Annotated in this window: 19 protein-coding genes and 2 pseudogenes; 7 read left to right on the top strand and 14 right to left on the bottom strand. The window is 38.5% G+C overall.

The genetic code is table 11. The annotated features are described in order from the left end of the window. Positions 1 to 3 precede the first annotated feature (3 nt). On the bottom strand, positions 4 to 1473 hold the full coding sequence (locus CP352_RS00610) for an MFS transporter (protein ID WP_005720843.1): 1470 nt from the start codon (positions 1471 to 1473) through the stop codon (positions 4 to 6). A 285-nt stretch (positions 1474 to 1758) separates the two neighbouring features. On the opposite strand from CP352_RS00610, the gene pyrR reads away from it, so the two are divergent. Both pyrR and CP352_RS00600 read left to right on the top strand, forming a co-directional pair. Beyond that, positions 1759 to 2286 carry a bifunctional pyr operon transcriptional regulator/uracil phosphoribosyltransferase PyrR gene (pyrR, locus tag CP352_RS00605; RefSeq protein WP_065990500.1) on the top strand — a complete coding sequence of 176 codons (528 nt, stop codon included), beginning with the start codon at positions 1759 to 1761 and terminating at the stop codon, positions 2284 to 2286. An 11-nt stretch (positions 2287 to 2297) separates the two neighbouring features. After that, positions 2298 to 3626 carry a solute carrier family 23 protein gene (locus CP352_RS00600; protein WP_089143558.1) on the top strand — a complete coding sequence of 443 codons (1329 nt, stop codon included), beginning with the start codon at positions 2298 to 2300 and terminating at the stop codon, positions 3624 to 3626. A gap of 66 nt (positions 3627 to 3692) precedes the next feature. Here CP352_RS00600 and CP352_RS00595 read toward each other — a convergent pair whose 3' ends face one another. The 7 genes and pseudogenes from CP352_RS00595 to CP352_RS11510 form a co-directional block, all read right to left on the bottom strand. Continuing rightward, a complete protein-coding gene (locus CP352_RS00595) occupies positions 3693 to 4529 on the bottom strand; it encodes an aldo/keto reductase (RefSeq protein WP_046433865.1) in 837 nt (278 codons plus the stop codon). A 167-nt stretch (positions 4530 to 4696) separates the two neighbouring features. Further along, entirely contained in the window at positions 4697 to 5038 is a 342-nt protein-coding gene (locus CP352_RS11515; protein ID WP_288145714.1) for an SLAP domain-containing protein, read from the bottom strand. Then, positions 5012 to 5446: pseudogene (gene bcrD / locus CP352_RS11020) on the bottom strand (bacitracin resistance undecaprenyl-diphosphatase BcrD); the annotation flags it as partial. The pseudogene bcrD and the gene CP352_RS11515, both read right to left, overlap by 27 nt. Beyond that, on the bottom strand, positions 5446 to 6195 hold the full coding sequence (locus tag CP352_RS00585; protein WP_002576323.1) for an ABC transporter permease: 750 nt from the start codon (positions 6193 to 6195) through the stop codon (positions 5446 to 5448). The gene CP352_RS00585 and the pseudogene bcrD, both read right to left, overlap by 1 nt. After that, a complete protein-coding gene (bcrA, locus tag CP352_RS00580; RefSeq protein ID WP_002576324.1) occupies positions 6188 to 7105 on the bottom strand; it encodes a bacitracin ABC transporter ATP-binding protein BcrA in 918 nt (305 codons plus the stop codon). Before bcrA ends, CP352_RS00585 begins: the two co-directional genes overlap by 8 nt. A gap of 180 nt (positions 7106 to 7285) precedes the next feature. After that, positions 7286 to 7900 (bottom strand): bacitracin resistance transcriptional activator BcrR, encoded by a 615-nt coding sequence (gene bcrR, locus CP352_RS00575; protein ID WP_002576325.1) that lies wholly within the window; start codon positions 7898 to 7900, stop codon positions 7286 to 7288. Continuing rightward, positions 7890 to 8087: a helix-turn-helix domain-containing protein gene (locus CP352_RS11510; RefSeq protein ID WP_009246557.1), complete on the bottom strand. Its 198-nt coding sequence runs from the start codon at positions 8085 to 8087 to the stop codon at positions 7890 to 7892. Before CP352_RS11510 ends, bcrR begins: the two co-directional genes overlap by 11 nt. A 165-nt stretch (positions 8088 to 8252) precedes the next feature. On the opposite strand from CP352_RS11510, the pseudogene CP352_RS11505 reads away from it, so the two are divergent. Then, positions 8253 to 8607: pseudogene (locus CP352_RS11505) on the top strand (helix-turn-helix domain-containing protein). Positions 8608 to 8687: 80 nt separating this feature from the next. Here the strand turns inward: CP352_RS11505 and CP352_RS00555 are convergent. The 3 genes from CP352_RS00555 to CP352_RS00540 all read right to left on the bottom strand — a co-directional run bounded on the left by CP352_RS00555 (position 8688) and on the right by CP352_RS00540 (position 11185). Continuing rightward, positions 8688 to 8984: a hypothetical protein gene (locus tag CP352_RS00555; protein WP_089143561.1), complete on the bottom strand. Its 297-nt coding sequence runs from the start codon at positions 8982 to 8984 to the stop codon at positions 8688 to 8690. Between the two features lie 327 nt (positions 8985 to 9311). Then, on the bottom strand, positions 9312 to 10781 hold the full coding sequence (locus CP352_RS00545; protein ID WP_065991027.1) for a hypothetical protein: 1470 nt from the start codon (positions 10779 to 10781) through the stop codon (positions 9312 to 9314). Beyond that, a complete protein-coding gene (locus CP352_RS00540) occupies positions 10778 to 11185 on the bottom strand; it encodes a hypothetical protein (protein WP_014565649.1) in 408 nt (135 codons plus the stop codon). Before CP352_RS00540 ends, CP352_RS00545 begins: the two co-directional genes overlap by 4 nt. Before the next feature lie 344 nt (positions 11186 to 11529). Between CP352_RS00540 and CP352_RS00535 the strand changes: the two genes are divergently transcribed. From CP352_RS00535 to CP352_RS00525, 3 genes are read left to right on the top strand one after another with little or no spacing between them, the layout of a single operon-like run. Further along, entirely contained in the window at positions 11530 to 12441 is a 912-nt protein-coding gene (locus CP352_RS00535) for a PTS mannose/fructose/sorbose transporter subunit IIAB (protein ID WP_014565648.1), read from the top strand. Between the two features lie 10 nt (positions 12442 to 12451). After that, complete coding sequence (locus tag CP352_RS00530; protein ID WP_014565647.1) at positions 12452 to 13264, top strand: PTS sugar transporter subunit IIC; 813 nt, start codon at positions 12452 to 12454, stop codon at positions 13262 to 13264. Beyond that, complete coding sequence (locus CP352_RS00525; protein WP_179210796.1) at positions 13239 to 14054, top strand: PTS system mannose/fructose/sorbose family transporter subunit IID; 816 nt, start codon at positions 13239 to 13241, stop codon at positions 14052 to 14054. Before CP352_RS00530 ends, CP352_RS00525 begins: the two co-directional genes overlap by 26 nt. A 33-nt stretch (positions 14055 to 14087) precedes the next feature. Here the strand turns inward: CP352_RS00525 and CP352_RS00520 are convergent, their stop codons facing one another. From CP352_RS00520 to CP352_RS00510, 3 genes are all read right to left on the bottom strand, one after another. Beyond that, the gene (locus CP352_RS00520; RefSeq protein WP_046433230.1) at positions 14088 to 14561 is read right to left on the bottom strand and encodes a DUF3955 domain-containing protein; all 474 of its coding nucleotides are present in this window, start codon (positions 14559 to 14561) and stop codon (positions 14088 to 14090) included. Positions 14562 to 14650: 89 nt separating this feature from the next. Further along, positions 14651 to 15127 carry a GNAT family N-acetyltransferase gene (locus CP352_RS00515; protein WP_089143563.1) on the bottom strand — a complete coding sequence of 159 codons (477 nt, stop codon included), beginning with the start codon at positions 15125 to 15127 and terminating at the stop codon, positions 14651 to 14653. A 189-nt stretch (positions 15128 to 15316) separates the two neighbouring features. Next, complete coding sequence (locus CP352_RS00510) at positions 15317 to 17089, bottom strand: oleate hydratase (RefSeq protein WP_089143564.1); 1773 nt, start codon at positions 17087 to 17089, stop codon at positions 15317 to 15319. 109 nt (positions 17090 to 17198) lie between these two features. Here CP352_RS00510 and CP352_RS00505 point away from each other — a divergent pair, with 109 nt between their 5' ends. Next, on the top strand, positions 17199 to 17711 hold the full coding sequence (locus tag CP352_RS00505) for a TetR/AcrR family transcriptional regulator (RefSeq protein ID WP_087235686.1): 513 nt from the start codon (positions 17199 to 17201) through the stop codon (positions 17709 to 17711). The last annotated feature ends 6 nt before the right edge of the window (positions 17712 to 17717 follow it).

Below are 17717 nucleotides of genomic sequence, written 5' to 3'. Positions count from 1 at the left end.
TCTCTATTCCGCAGCTTTCTTTGCTTCATGATGATTATAAATAAAGTTTGCAACATACCCACAAATAATTAGCAACAACGATACAATCATAATTTCTCTGATTCCAGTATGAAAAATAGTTCGCATTGTTGGCATTAACGCCTTAGGCAAACTCTTCGCAGATTCTGCGTCACTCAACTTATTCATCATGGTCATCGTAATATTGTGGTGTCCAGCAATTCCACGTGCTAGAGCTAAATTCATAATCACCCCATAAACGGCAGCCATAATAGTTTGCGCTAAAATTCTAATCAAAAAACTAAGCGATGTAGCAGGTGCCATATCCTTTTCACCAGCGTCAATCTGCACTTTTATTTGAAGAATAACGAAGATTGAGCCTACACCTAAACCAGATAACGCTGCAATCGACATCAAAATCTGATATGGCGTACTAATCGGTACAATAATTAAACCGATTACTGTTATTGCAATCAATGTAAAATCGAAAATTAACAAATGATAATTATTAAAATGTCTGAGTAAATGCGGCGTACTTTGTGAACCAGCAATATCAAAGATTGAGTTAGGAATCAACGTCATCCCACCGATTAAGGCCGTTGTCCCTAAGATTGCCTGCGACCACATTGGCAAATAAGTGTTAACTGCAATATATGCACCCCAGGCAAAGGCAAAAAGAATGAAGTCACCAACTAAAGCTTTATTAGTAAAAACCGATAACGGCACGATAGGACTAGCAGCTTTTTTCTCAACTAAGATGAACCAGACAAGCATTACGATCCCGATAATCACGAAAATAGCCACTAGAAAATTACTAGCTAGTCCTAACATCTGAATTCCAATCAAAAAGCAAGTCAAACCGCCAATTAGGGTAAAAGCACCTAGTCGGTCAAAGACAGTATTGATGTTTGGCTTACGAATGCCACGATAAAAAAGAAAACTCAAGATAATTGATATCAATCCTAATGGAACATTGATATAAAAGACCCAGTGCCAGGACAAAGCATCAACAATCCAGCCACCAACTAGTGGACCAGCAATACAAGCGGCCGAAAAACTAGCTGCAATATAACTCAAGATGACCGTCCTGCGTTTGATATTCGGATAAATATAGCCAACAATCACATAAGGAAGAGAACCCATTCCACCAGCACCAACGCCCATCAGCACTCGAGAAATAAGGAAAAAGTAAATATCAGGAGCAACCCCTTCTAAAACTGAACCTAAAATAAATAAGGCTAGTGACAATTCGAAGGCAAATTTGTTACCCATTCTTTCACCAATTTTACTCCAAATTGGCACTGAGACCGACATTCCCAGTAAAAAACAGGCAACAATCCAACCCATATACTGAATTCCGTGTAGATCGGACACAATTGCTGGAATCGCCGTATTAATAATTGTCGCATCTAGCCCTGACATAATATTAGCCAGCAACAAAGACAAAGTAACCATTGATATTTGCTTCTTAGTCATTTAATCCCACCTTTTTAACTCTAAAAACTACTATTACTCATAGTATGCAAGATTTAACTAGCAAAATAAAGCACAATATTTTTCCACTAAATCTTGACAATCTGTGTTTTTCCGAGTTAAATATAAAGAAAATAATAGTGATGACCTTTAAAGTTAGTCCCGTGAGGCTAAGAAGGAAATCTGCACAAGCTAATACTTTTTGTCGTTAGCTAATACAGAAGGACCATCTTGAGCCATGCGCTCTTGGTGGTCTTTTTCTTATTGGTCATCCAGAAAGGAAAATATATGGCAAAAGAAATAATCGATGCTTTAGGCATGAAACGTGCCTTGATGCGGATGACCTATGAAATTGTCGAACGCAATAAAGGTACTGAAAACCTTGTATTAGTCGGAATTAAAACTCGCGGCTGGTACTTGGCTGAGCGAATCGCCAAAAATTTGAAAAACTTGGAAGATGTTGAAGTCCCTGTAGGGGCAATTGACATTTCTCAATACCGCGATGATTTACCAGAGGCTGAGAAGGAAAAGATGATCCACAGCCAACAACTTGACTTCGATATCACCGATAAAAACGTTATCTTAGTTGACGACGTTCTTTTCACAGGTCGGACAATTAGAGCTGCACTTGATGCATTAATGGATCAAGGCCGTCCAGCTAAGATTAATTTAGCTGTCCTAGTTGACCGCGGTCACCGTGAATTGCCAGTTCGTCCTGACTTTATTGGAAAGAATATCCCAACGGCAATGAACGAGAAGGTCAAAGTTGCAATGACTGAAGTCGATGATAAAGATAGTATCGAAATCGTTAAATAGGAGTTTTTTGAATGAATAAAAAAGAAAAGTACAGAAATCCGGAGGCCGTTTTAGACGTCTATGAAAAGCCGGAATTCGGCCAAGGCGTACTGCTCTCCTTGCAGCATATGTTTGCCATGTTCGGTTCTACCGTTTTGGTTCCAATCTTAATCGGAATCAACCCAAGTATCGCCCTGCTTTCATCAGGTGTCGGTACTTTAGTCCACATGATCTTGACCCACTTTAAGATCCCAGCATACTTAGGTTCAAGTTTTGCCTTCGTTGCGACTATGCAAGCATTGATGAAGACTGACGGCTATCCTGCAGTTGCTCAAGGTGCGATTGCTTCTGGTTTAGTTTACGTAATCGTGGCTTTGATCATTGCCAAGGTTGGTTCTGGTTGGGTTAACAAGGTTTTGCCACCAATCGTGGTTGGACCAATCATTATCGTTATTGGTTTGTCACTTGCTACTACTGCCGCAAACGACGCCATGATGAACCACCAAAAGTATGACTTAACTTACTTCGGTGTTGCCATCTTCACTTTGGTAATGACTTTGATCTTCCAAATGTGCTTCAAGGGCTTCACTAGTTTGGTTTCCATCATGCTTGGAATCATTTGTGGCTATGTTCTCTCTTGTTTCTTGGGCATCGTTGACTTCTCAGGCGTTGAAAAAGCTGCCTGGTTCTCAGTGCCAGCCCTTGACGTAATGGGCATCAGCTACCACTTCAAATGGTACCCAGCAGCCATCCTTGCGATGGCACCAATTGCCTTCGTTACGATGACTGAACACATGGGCCACATTATGGTGCTTAACTCATTGACTAAGCGTAACTTCTTCAAGAACCCTGGTCTTCACAGAACCATGATGGGTGACGGTATTTCCACAATTATTGCCGGTTTCATCGGTGGTCCTCCTACCACTTCTTACGGTGAAAATATCGGTGTGTTAGCCATGACTAAGGTTCACTCAGTTTGGGTCCTTGCTGGTGCCGCAGTTTGTGCCATCATCTTCAGTTTTGTTGGTAAGCTTGCTGCCTTGATTGAATCAATTCCAATGCCAGTTATCGGTGGTATTTCATTCTTGCTCTTTGGTACTATCGCTTCAAACGGTTTGAAAATTTTGGTTGATGACCAAATCGACTTTGGCGAAAAGCGTAACATGTTGATTGCTTCAGTTATCTTGGTTATCGGTATTGGTGGTGCTTACCTCCAATTGGGTAACTTCCAATTAACTTCAGTTGCTCTTTCCACTATTATCGGGATGCTTTTGAACTGGTTATTACCTAAGAAGGCTGCTAGTGAAAAGGCACTTGAAGAAAAGAATAAGCAAAAACAAGACGGTAAGATTTACCAATAAATGTAGAATTTAACTGACTATAAAAAACAGGAGTCCTAAATTTGGACTCCTGTTTTTTATAGTCTTTTATCTAAAACTCTCAACAATTTCTGGATCCATTTCATCCTCTAAAATACTGTGACCTTGATCCAAGGTCTTGATCTTCTTCATATCTTCAGCATCTAATTCAAAATCGAAAACATCGAAGTTTTCTGCCAATCTCTTCTTATGAACTGACTTTGGAATCACTACATAGTTTCTTTGCAAGAACCATCTCAGCATTACTTGAGCAGTAGTTTTATGATGCTTTGCAGCAATTTCTTCTAGAACTGGATTGGTAAAGATATGGTTGGCTCCTTCCGCAAATGGTGCCCAGGCTTCAGGCTGCACGCCCTCTTTTTCCATGTACTTTTGTGACTTCCACTCTTGGTTCCAGACGTTAGTTTCAATCTGGTTCACGGCTGGTTTCACATCATTAAAAGTAATCAGATCGGCAAGGCGTTCATTCCAAAAGCTGCTGACGCCGATCGCACGAATGCGACCTTCTTTGTATAAGCGTTCAAGTGCGCGCCAGGTGCCGTAATAATCGTTGTATGGCTTGTGGATCAGATAAAGATCGATGTAATCGAGTTGCAGTTTCTTCATTGAATCATCGAAGGCCTTGAGCGTGTTGTCGTAGCCGTAATCATTGACCCAGATTTTTGAAGTAATGAAGATGTCTTCACGTGGGACGTTGCTACGCTTGATTGCATCCCCGACTGCCTGTTCATTACCGTAAATTTGTGCTGTATCAACCAGACGATAGCCGATTTCTAGACCATCTTCGACGACTTGTTGCGTTTGTGCGAGATCATCGATTTGATAGACGCCGAAGCCAAGGCGTGGCATTTTTACTCCATTGTTTAATGTGACGAAATTTTCCATGTTGTTTTCCTCTGAAAGATAATTTTTAACTTATTTTAGCATCTATTTCCTGGGAAAAGAAAAAAGACGATCATTTTCACAGAATAATTACAAAAAGAGGAGAGATATAAAAAATCTCTCCTCTTTTTGCATACCAATCTAAACTTTATTAATAAATACTATTTATTTTATTTAAAAATCAACTTATTTTCTTTAATCCACTGATCTTTATTAGCGATTCGGTAATAAACTTCACCTTTAATAACCTTTTTACGATCAAATCTATAATTATGACCAGCAATTACATACTTATTTATATGCTTACCATTAGAGTTTGAAACATGAACTTTACGATTCTTACGACCTGCAATAGTAGCATGCATGTTAATTTGGATTGTGAATTTTTCAACGTTTCCAACTTTTACAAATCTATTTTTACCAATACGATAAAATCTTCCGCCCTTAATTCTATATACTTTAGCATTATCTAACACTTTAATTAAACTACGCTTTTTATTCCAATTTTCTATGAGAATGAATAACAAACCATAAAAGATTAACATGATTGAAATCACAATGGGGGTTTGGAGGTAAGCATCCAAATAATAATCAAATAGAATCCCCATAATAGCTGACGGTACACAAGCTACCGCAACCTTGAACCACTACGAGAAAGTATCCTTTTTAACAATTGACTGTGCTTTGTTCTTAAATTGAAAGGGAAACATCTTGTTCCAAAACATTACAACCACTGCGAGTATAGCTCCAAGTTGAATAACAACAAAAAACATTTCTTTAAATGCTTCGCTCATATTAAGTGTGATAAATTCGTCCACAAGAATCATATGTCCTGTGCTGCTGATAGGTAGCCACTCAGTAATACCCTCAACAATTCCAAGAAAAATAACTTTTAAAATTTCTATAAAATCAAGTACCATTATTTCAAATCCTCCTTTTTAAAATGATGAAAGGTCATAAGAAAACCAACTGCTGATACAAGAATAATAATAGATACAGACAGCAGTGTAGGATAGCCGGTACTCTGAAGTTTACCCTGCACCAAGAAATAGGTGGCTGTCCACGGATACAACGCTCCCCATTCTTGATTTGAAAGTGCGGCACTTCCCATGACAATCACGGCAGAGCCAATCATCGGGGCGACAAATCCTTTTGTTTTCATAGCAACAAACACAAAAGGAGAAACTGTTAAAAACATCAGGATACTGCCAAACAAAAACTTGGGGAGCCATACTATTGCCACTAGTAAGCTATATCCCTCCAATGTAAAGACAGCGTCATATAGCCCACAAACGATAAATATACCTGCCCATGTTACAAGGGTTAGCATAACAATCCAAAGAAGCAGGGTGCAAAATTTTCCAATTAATAGTTTTGTCCTTGAAATGGGTATGGGCAATATGGTTTTGAGGGTGCTTTCTGTGTACTCTCTGCTAAACAAGTAAGCTGCAATTGCCACATATATCATAATGTTTACCAGCAGCATGATATACAGTACACTGTCGCTGTATATGTCAGACAAGGTAAAGATAATCTCCGGCTTATCAAAATGTGTTTGCAAGGCTTCTATTAACATCAAAAGTGGGGTAGATAATACCCCTGCCACACTAATTAGCACCATTTTTGAACGCTTTAGTTTTAATAATTCACAAGAAATAAGATTAAGCAATACCGCCACCTCCAATCAGTTTAGAAAAGTAGTCCTCTAAGTTTTCCTCACTATCATTTATCCTTGTCACGAGCAGTCCATTTCGTGCAAATTCTCGATTGATTTCTCCAACACTTTGGCTAAAGTCATAAATTCTCACCGTACCGTCCTGCACTGTAAAATCCGTCATGTGGTAGTGGTTTTCTAAAATCTTTCCGGCTATCTCACTGTCAGATAAATCAAATTGAATGTATTTTCGATTCCTTTTGTGAAGCTCGGATATATTCACTTCCTCTACTAAATGCCCCTCGTGCATAACGCCGATAATATCTGCTATCTGTTCAATCTCGCTTAAAACATGGCTTGAGATAAAAATGGTAATGCCATGATTGTGACTAAGTTCAGATAAAAATGAGCGTATTTCAACTATTCCAATGGGGTCAAGTCCGTTAATCGGTTCGTCAAGTATTAAAAGCTCCGGCTCGTGCATAATGGCGGCGGCAATACCAAGCCGTTGCTTCATTCCGAGGGAATAATCGGAAAAGACTTTTCTTTTCTCCTTATGCAGCCCCACAACTTCAAGAGCTTTTTCTACTCCACTTTTAGATACTCCCCCTCGCAGTTTAGCGAGAATTTGCAAATTCTCATACCCTGTTAAATTACTGTAAAATCCCGGTGTTTCGATAATAGAGCCTACTTTGCTATAAAGGGTATGGATATTTTCCTTATAGTTTGTGCCAAACAAGCGTACCGTTCCCTCCGTTGGGAAAGCAAGCTGCAACATCATTTTCATTGCTGTGGTTTTGCCTGCTCCGTTTCTGCCGAGCAAACCATAAATTTTGCCCTTTGGCACATGAAGATTTACCTTATCGACAACGGTGGCTGTTCCGTATCGCTTCGTAAGATTTTCTGTTTCAATGATATAATCCATATTTGATTCTCCTTTCCGTGGGTTGCTGTTCTTGTTTTCGCTGACCACAATCTTATTATCCACGAGTATTGCATAGAAGCCAAGAAATCTACCGTCACAATGCCGACACAATAGATGTCAGCACGAAAAAAGCTCCGACACTTATCGTGTCAGAGCCTATTTTAAAGGGTTTATGGCATTTTACTTTGTTTGGGTTTGCTTTATCCAGACAAATATTTTAGCAACAAATAGCAGAAACATAAGGGCGGTTACATAGGGTTGTCTTGCCGCAGCGAAGAAGCAGATAAAAAGCGTACTCAGCACGAGAGAGCATTTTGTGATTATGTTGCTCCATGATTCCTTTTCAAAACAAACACACATCAGTTTCGCTATCCCAAGTGCAATCAAAACAATAAAAACAATCCAATAGATTGCAAGATATATTGGGGTAGTGTCTGTAAATGAAAGTAGATTGACAGAATAAATATATCCGTCAACAAGGTTACCATACAACGGCAAAAGTATAAAAGTAACCGCCATCATATCTAATATTCCATAAATGAAACTGTAAATTTTTTTCAAGTTGGAACGATTTTCAGTTTCGGCAAGTGTAATCAGTTCTTCGCCCGATAGCAGTTCATCTATGGTCACAGAAAAGAATTTAGAAATACACTTGAGCGACTCAATGTTAGGGTAACCCTTGCCGCTTTCCCATTTTGAAATGGCTGTTCTTGATACATATAATTGCTCCGCAAGTTGTTCCTGCGTTAAGTTCTTTCCAGTCCTAAGCTGTTGTAGCTTTTCATTAAATTCCATGATTCTCCTCCTGTTTGTTCCTTGTTTTCATACGTCCATCAACGGGTTTTTCTGCATCTTTTGGTATCATCCATGCACGACCAAATTTTTCAGTTCCGTCAATGCGATTTTCCTCACATAATTTTTGTATCCGTCTTTCCGATATGCCCCATTTTTCAGAAGCGGCTTTCACAGAAATGTAATTCATAATATCAACTTCCTTTCGCAAAGAGTATATAATTATTACATACGGAATGACGAATAATAGCAAGTTTCTCTCCACTAATACGAAATTATACACTACTAAACATAAAATCATACTTCGTTCAAATATCATCACCCGAAATGTACAATGATATAGGATGATATTAAAATGTACCAAGATGAAAGAAAACTTGATTTTAAGCCGTTAGGTATAGCGATAAAAAAAGCTCGGGAAGCAAAAGGGTGGACACAGGAATATCTTGCCCAACTGGTAGACCTTACGCCACGCTCTATTATGTATATAGAGAACAGGGGGGCAGCACCCAAGGCTTAACAAATTTTATCTCATTACTACCTTGCTTGACATCTCTGTAGACCAGTTCTTTTTTCCATGCAATGAAGATGGCGACAACAATCGCCGCAAACAAGTTGATGTACTGTTGAATGATATGGAAGAAAAGGAGCTTATCGTGATGGAAGCTACGGCTCAAGGCTTGAAAAAGGCAAGAGAAACTGCGGAATAATTAACGCTGTTTTCGTAAGCCAAGCCAACTGAAAAAAGTGCGACACCTACACAGGCTATCGCACTTTTTAGGTTATTTTTTTATTCTCCACACAAATCATAAAGCTGTTCACATCGGTTTTGAATATCTAAGATTTCTGTTTTGGTTAAACTCCTGCGGTTATGAGTAAGTTGTTGCTCTAAAAAATCACGATAGCCATCAAGTAAGGCATCCCGTAAAAGCTCGGGGGCTTTGCAATGTTCCACACCAAACCATTGCTCATCTTTTTCATCCCAAATCATAACGGTGTATCCTCGCTTAGTGTTCACCACCTCCAAAACACTATCTTTATTTAGGTAATCGTTGAATACTTCTAAAACCTTTTCAAAGGTCATCATTTTATCAGCCCTTTCATATTTTAGGTGCTTATATGTAAGTAGTTTATATACTTATTACGACTATGATAATAAAAGTAAATCATCGTGTAAAGGATACGGATATTGTTTGCGAACAAAAGTGGCAAGCAATGCCGGTGTTAATACACTCGGCCCACAGAGGGAAAAATCCTGACGTGATTTCCCCCTCTGCTTTGCTTGTTGAGGGCAGCGCCCCCAAGCCCCTTTGAACGCAGAATTTCATTCTGCGGCTACGCGTCCGATGGACGCTTATGACCATGACCGGCTTACCGCTGGCCGTGGTCTTTTTCTTGTTCTTTTTTCTGTTCCTCATCCATTTTCAGCAGCAGTTTCGGCTTCTTGGTTAGCAATGATTAAAGCATTAGTAGCGTTAGTGAAATCATCAACCTTCTTTTGTAAAGCTGTGGCAGTTTGTTTAAGTTGATCTAATTCTGTTTGTAAATTATTAAGCTTATCAGACTTTTGTTTAACTGCAAAATCCAAAGTTTGTTGTTGCGTTTTAGCAGTAGCGAGAACTTGCTGTGCAATAGTATCTTTTCTTAAATTATCAGTTGCTTGTTTTTGAGCTTTAACAGCATTTGCTAATTCTTGAGTAGCTTGTTTCTGTTTATTTAATGCTGCTTCAACATTCTTTTCACTTATTTGAGCTTTTTTAAAAATATTCTTAGCAGCATTATATTGAGAAGTTATACCATCAAATTCATTTTTAGCTTTATCAGCTGCGGTTTGCTTTTCTTTCTGAGTTGCAGTAGCGGTGTTGACTGCTTCATTTGCTTCACTTAATGCCTTATCTGCTGTTTCTTTACCCTTTTGAGCTTGGGTTAAAGCATCTTGAGCTTCATCGATTGCGGTTTGCTTTTCCTTCTGAGTTGCAGTAGCGGTGTTGACTGCTTCATTTGCATCACTTAAGGCCTTATCTGCTGCATCCTTGCTATTTTGTGCTTGAGTTAATGATTTTTGGGCATTGTCAACTGCTGTCTGTTTTTCTTTCTGGGTTGCAGTAGCGGTGTTGACTGCTTCATTTGCTTCACTTAAGGCCTTATCGGCCACGTCCTTATTCTTTTGTGCTTGAGTTAATGATTTTTGAGCTTCATCGACTGCTGTTTGTTTTTCCTTCTTAGTTGCGGTAGTCGTTTTTACTCCATTATTTGCTTCGCTTAAGGCCTTATCTGCTGTTTCTTTACCCTTTTGAGCTTGGGTTAAAGCATCTTGAGCTTCATCGACTGCCGTTTGTTTTTCCTTCTGGGTTGCAGTAGTCGTTTTTACTCCATCATTTGCATCGTTTAAGGCCTTATCTGCTGCATCTTTATTCTTTTGAGCTTGGGTTAAACCATTTTTTGCACCATCGGCTGCGTCTTGCTTTTCTTTCTGGTTTGAAGTAGCTGTGTTAACTGCTTCATTTGCTTCACTTAACGCCTTATCTGCCGCGTCCTTATTCTTTTGAGCTTCATTTAATTTATCTGTAGCAGATTCATACTGATCACTAGCTGATTTATAGTCCGGATTCTTTTTTGCTTCCTCATTGGCTTGATCTACAGCAGTATCAGCGGCATTTTTCGCATCAGTTTTTGTTTGTAGCTCGGAATTAGCCTGATTTAACTTTTGAGTATCATCGGAGACTGCTTTAGATTTATTATCAAAATCTTGTTGATCTTTATTTACTTCTTCCTGTTTTTTCTTTGCATCACTTTGAGTTTTATTTAAATCGGATTGAGCTGAATCTACTTCTTTTTGTTTAGCATCCCGAGCAGAATTGGCTTTATCCAGGCCACCATTCACAGCCTCTTGAGCATTTTCTCAGCTTGTTCCTTTACCTTTTGAGCTTGATCGAGATTATTTTGAGCTGTTTCATTTTCAGCTTTGGCTTGTTCATTTAATTTAACTTGAGAATCATAATTTGCCTTAGCTTGTTCAGCATTAGTCTCAGCTTGATTTAGCTTACTATTTTCACTTTGTTGAATTTGATTCCAAGCATCATTTGCTTTTTTATATTGATCTTGTGCTACTTGATAATTTTTTTGAATAGTAGCTATGTCTGCATTGCTACTTTCTTTAACGACAGAGCTATTCTCGACATTAGAACTCGCAGCTTGAACTTTATTATTAGTTTGTGTCCCTACTAAAGCTACTGCAGATAAAGCTAGTGCTATGGCACTAGTTACTTCTACCTTCTTTATTCCCATATATTACAACCTTTAACTTTCTTTTACTCGTTCTTCTAAAATTACGTCTTTATTTTATTTCTTTAGTATATTAATTTCAATAAACTTTGGTTTAAGAAAAGCTAAGAACATCTTTTAATTGAAATCCATTAACAAGTAGTTATTAATATAGGCGTTTAATAATCTCAGTGTATAAATCTCATTTCTATCAACTTTCCCATTCTACCACCAATGTAATCACTTACATAATAAATAGACTAGACCAATAATAATTAATTCAATACAAATGTGTGATACTGCCTTTTTGTTAATTAGACCAATTGGTGTATAATATCTATTTGTTATGTACAAAAGGAGAAGAAAGAATGGCAAATTTTTTACTTGTCAGTCATGGCGAATACGCTAAGGCAACCAAAGCCAGCGTAGAAATGATTGCCGGCGAACACAAAAACGTCAAGGCAATCGCGTTCAAACAAACCATGAATCAAGATGACTTACTTGAAGAGATTACTAAAGCAGCCAGCGAGTTCGATGAAGCACCAACTATCCTCGTCGATATTGCAGGTGGTACGCCAGCCAACACGGCGCAACGCTACCAACAAAAGCATCCCGACGTTGCGGTTTACAGCGGTTTATCAATGCCGCTACTGCTCGCTGTCGTTATGGGCACGCCAATCGATGAAGCAATTAAGCAAGCAATCGACAACATGGCACCTGTTGGTTTAACCAAGAAAAAGGAAGAACCAAAGAAGACAATTAAGAAGGAAGAAACGCCTAACAAGAACGTGACCCTAACTCCTCACACGATGCAAAACGTGCGTATCGACGAACGGTTAATTCACGGTCAAGTTGCAACTATGTGGACCAACGCCTTGAAATTAACTCGCATCATGGTTGTCGGTGATGACATCGTTAAAAATGACGTGCTCAAGACCGGCCTTAAGACTGCCTGTCCACACGGCGTTCACCTCAGTATTCTTACTGCTCACGGTGCAGCTCGCAGAATTAACTCTGGCAAATACGTTGGTCAAACCGTTTTATTACTGGTTAAGAACCCCGGCGTATTGCGTCAACTTGTCGACTTTGATGTAAAACTACCTGAAATCAACGTCGGCAACATGTCAACTAAGCCTCACTCACGCCAAGTCGCTAAGAGTGTCGCAGTGCTTGATAAAGATGTAGAAGACTTTGAATATTTGGATCAAAAGGGATGCCACATCTACCATCAAATGGTACCTAGTGAACCTAAAGAAGATTTTATGGAAATGATTAAGTAAGGAGTTAAAAATGACAATAGCTTGGTGGCAAATTTTACTATTAACTTGCCTAGCTTTTTGGGTAATTATCGATCAATTAACTGTATCGATTTTGAACAATCCTTTAGCCATTGGTATGGTTTCAGGAATTATTATGGGTGACATCACTACAGGTCTTGCCGTAGGATCCACCCTGCAATTGATGGTCCTTGGGGTATCAACCTATGGTGGTGCTTCAATGCCTGACTTTATGACTGGTGCGATCGTTGGTACCGTTTATGCCGTTTTATCTGGTAAAGGTATTCAATTTGCGATCGGTTTAGCCGTTCCAGTTGGGTTATTAATGGTGCAACTCGATGTGCTTGCTCGATTCATCAACACCATCTTCCAACACAGAATGGACAAATTTATTAAGGAAAACAATCCAGATGCAGCCGCAAGAAACGCCCTTTGGGGAACTTTCTCATGGGGACTTTCACGTGCGATCCCTGTCTTCATTCTTTTAATTGTTGGTAACGATGTTGTCAGAATGATCTTACACATCATCCCTACTTGGTTAACTAACGGTCTTAAAGTTTCCGGTGGTATCTTACCTGTTGTTGGTATCGCTATCTTGCTTAGATACTTACCAACTAAGCGTTTCATTTCATATTTAGCAATTGGTTTTATCGCAGCTTCCTACATGAAGATTCCGATGCTTGGTGTTGCCTTACTAGGTGCAGCTCTTGCCTACATTCACTACCAACGCGAAGTTGCTAAATTAGAAGAAAAACCTGCTACTACAAACACAAATAATACAGAAAGTGAGGAATATGAAAATGACGAAGGCGAATACGAAAACTAATTCAGGTAAGTTAACCAAGAGAGATTTATTCAGAGCTAACTGGCGTTGGCTTTGGGGCAGTCAATTATCTTGGAACTACGAAAGAATGATGGCACCTGGTTACTTCTACGCTGTCTTGCCTTTTCTTAAGCGCTGGTACAAAGACGACGAATTAGTCGAAATGATGCAGATGCAAACTCAATTTTTCAACGTTAACGCTTATGTTGGTAACTTCATCATTGGTGTTGACTTAGCCCTTGAAGAAAGTCAAGGTATAAAGTCTAAAGATACTGTTGCTGGTATTAAGACTGGTTTAATGGGACCACTTGCCGGTATTGGTGACACGATCTTTAGTGCGATTATTCCAACTATCTGTGGTTCAATTGGTGCTTACATGGGACTTAGAGGCAATCCACTTGGTTCTATCCTTTGGATCCTTGTTGATCTTATCATCTTGTTCCTTCGTTTTTCATTCTTGCCAATGGGTTACTACCAAGGTACTAAGTTGATCGATTCAGCTTCTGGTAAGTTGAATGCTATCACTGACTCAGCTATTTTGCTTGGTGTAACGGTGGTTGGTGCGTTGATCCCTACCGTTATTAAGGCGAAAGTACCATACGTTTTCCATACCGGTAAAATCACGCTGAAGATGCAAACAATTTTAAACCAAATCATGCCATCCTTGTTACCAGTACTACTCGTAACACTTGTTTACTGGCTACTTGGTAAGAAAGGCGTTACATCAACTAAGATGATCTGGTTCGTCTTGATCCTCGGTATCATCTTATCATACTTCCACATTTTGGGTTAAAGACAAAAAAGAAGCTCCTTACGGAGCTCTTTTTTAATGCTTATGTTTATTTCTCAAGTAAACTATTCCCCCGGCAATAAGAACAATAATTCCCGCAAAGAGAAATAAATAGCCGACCAGAATCAAATAGAAGTTTTCGTGTAAAAAGCCTTGCTTATCAACGTATTCTACCGAATTAGCCTTGATAAAGAAACAAACAAATCCAAGAATCATCAAGAATCCACCAATCAAGGTCGTAATCATATTGTACTTAGCTTTGCGGTTTTCATCAGTATCTTTAATCAATTTTTGTGTCATCTTGTTCATATTATCGTCTCCTAAAATTAACTGATCTAGTGAGATGTGAAAGACACGATTGATCTCGATCAACATTTCTAAGTCGAGCAAATTGCGGTTATTTTTCCAGTTGGACACCGCCTGTCTTGTAACGTGCAATTTTTTTGCATACTGCACCTGCGACAGATTATTTTCCTTTCTTAGCTGCTTAATTTGATCACTAAATTCCATCTCTTTCACCTCATAAATTAATTTTGGCAGAACTATATAAACCTAACAAGAAAGCACTGCTTGCATAAACGACAGCAGTGCTTTCCTTTTTATTTCTCGACCCTAGCTTGATAAAAGCCAAAGCTCATTTGACGTAAAATTTTAATGAAACTATTTTTATCTAATCTTTCACCAGTCGTCAAAGCTTCAAATTCTCCATCTGGATCCTTCAACTTCTGGTCTGTTCTATGGAAACCATTTCTCTCGTAGAACTTCAGCCGACTAACACGTTGCTTGTAATTTTTTACCTTCTTAGTTACCGGTTCAATATCGATCACGATTTGCTTATCTGTGAAGTTATCTTCCAGCATAGTCAAAATCTTGGAACCATATCCTTGTCCGCGCAACTTTTCACTGACTGCTAAATAAGTCAGGTAGACGGTGTTGTCATTTTCAGCATAATAGGTAATGCCGCAGAACTTGCCATCATCATAAATTGCGTGAAACTTTACATTACGGTGAAGTGACATTGCTAATAGTGAAAACATTGAGAATCTTTCCCATTCAGGGAATGCCTTCATGTACAACTGCTTAGCGTCACGATATGCTTTTGTACCCCATCGGGCGGGCTTAGAATCTAAAATAGTATCCTTCTTTTCTATTAAACTAAAAAATATAATATTTTTACACACATATTTTATCAAAAAAATACGATAACAAGCAAAAAGAACAGATCATTCGACCTGTTCTTTTTATCTATGTTATATAATTTTCATTTAAATCAACTTGTACTTCTTCATCAATTCTTCAACATAAGTGCCCTTAACCTTCTTGAGCATCCCCTTAATTACCAACTTCTCAGGCATTGGTAAATCAAGGTCTTCAAGCTTCTTTTGATCGTTCAAGTAGTACATCGCATTCATCAACATTCTGACATCAAAGGCAGAAGCGAATACTTCAGGTACGCCACGGTCGATATCAAGCAATGTGTAGACAGCTTCCATCGCGGTTCTAACTGAATATTCAGTAGTAAAGACAGTGTCTCTTGGAGTTTCCGCAAAGTTACCAATGAAGGCTAAGTTCTTTGAATGATCTGGCACTACCTTTGGTCTATCGCCTAATGCTCTTGGCATAAAGTATGAAGTAATGTATGGCATATGTGCTGGAATAGTAGTTGCAGCTGCAGCCATTTCAGGAATTCTTTCTTCAGGGACACCCATGTGGTAAAGCCATTCTTCACACAATTCGATACCATTACAGTCAGGCATAGTCTTTTCAACATAATTACCCTTAGTGTCTGAGAACAAGCCATAGAGCCAAACAATCAATTCATTTGGCTTTTGTGCCTTAAAGTGTGGCTGACGACTAATTGAGTAACCTAATAACCAGTTAGAATCCTTAATTGTAGTTGGTCCACTAGTAACAATTGAACCACTGTGTGGATCTTTCTTATTAACTGCTTCAATAAATGGCACAATATCATCATTCTTAAAGGTAATTGTAGCTGACATTCTCCAGTTAGCCTTTGGAATATCCCTGCAGAAGACCTCTGGATGACCAAAGTCTTCATCTTGAGCAGCCAAGTTCTTCCATAATTGCCAGCTAGCACCTAATTCATGCTCTGCTGGAGCTGGGTGGAAGTTATCACCATAAGTAGTGCTTTCAGTGATAGAACCGTTAGTGACAAAGACAAGATCGTTTTCAGTTAAATCAATTGTCTTTCTTTCACCTTTTTCAGTTAAAACAATTTGCTTGGCAACTTTTTTACCATCTGAACGGTTAACAAAGATGTTATCTACTACAGTGTCGTAATGGAATTGAACGCCATGTCCTTTCAAATATTTAACCATTGGCAGAATTAATGATTCATATTGGTTATACTTAGTAAAGCGAAGTGATGATAAATTCTTCAATGTAGCAACGTGTTGAACGAAACGCATCAAGTAGCGACGCATTTCCATTGCACTTGCCCATGGTTCAAAGGCAAACATAGTTGACCAGTAAAGCCAGAAGTTGGATTGGAAGAATTCTTTGGTAAAGACTTCGTTAATCTTCTTATTTTGCAAATCTTTTTCAGGTGTTAAGCAAAGGTCGATGATTTCCTTTACTGCCTTAGGTGTTAACAAAAGTTGACCGTCAGTTGGTAAAGCTTCACCGCGATTGATGATGACACGGGTTTTAGCATAGCTTGGATCTTTTCTATTCAAGCGATAGAATTCATCCAAAATTGATTCACCTTCATGTTCGGTTGAAGGAATTGATCTGAATAAGTCCCATAAGCATTCAAAGTGTGGTTCCATTTCACGACCACCACGGATGATATAACTTTCTTTTTCTTTATTGTAAATACCATCCATTGACCCACCAGGAAGGGCTAATTCTTCAAAAATGTGAATTCTATTGCCCTTCATTTGTCCATCACGAATCAAGAATACAGCGCTGGCAAGAGCAGCTAATCCTGATCCAACAATATATGCTGATTTTTGATCAACGTCTTTTGGCTTTTCAGCCTTTACAAATGCTTCATAATTACCATTGCTATAATGCATAATTTACACTTCTTTCAAATAATCGTTACACCTGTAACTATTTACAGCTATAATAATAGTGTAAGCGATATCATTTGTCAAATTAAAACTAATCAAAGGATGATTTTTTATGAATATGAAAAGTCTGCACACGCAGCAACAGATAGAAGAAGCCTTATTTTCTTTATTACAAAAAAAGCCTTACACCGAAATTTCCATTGCAGAAATTACGCGTAAAGCTCATGTTTCTCGTACTTCTTTTTATCGTAACTATAGTCAAAAAAATGACGTACTAACGCTATTTTTAGCTAATCAATATAAAAAATTTATTGTTGATATTAATGAACATAAATTAAAGACATTGACCAAACAGCTAATTGTTTATCTGACATTTTTTAAAGAAAATCCTAAAGTCATGAAAATCTTGTTAGACGCTGGTTTTGAAGGCAGTCTATTAAACTTTCAAACTCGCTATTTGAAAAAACTGCTTGGTGTCTACCACCCAGACTTAAATTTACCAGATTATGCAGTCGCCTACCAATCAGGCGGAATTTATATGCTCTTAATTTGGTGGGTTAAGCAGGATTATCAAACTCCACTCGAAGATTTAATTAATTATGCGGAAAAACACATTATGCTTTAATGTCTT

This window comes from Lactobacillus sp. UMNPBX1, from assembly GCF_002554085.1.
GTDB lineage: Bacteria > Bacillota > Bacilli > Lactobacillales > Lactobacillaceae > Lactobacillus > Lactobacillus crispatus.
This window is presented reverse-complemented; position numbering and strand designations above follow the sequence as displayed.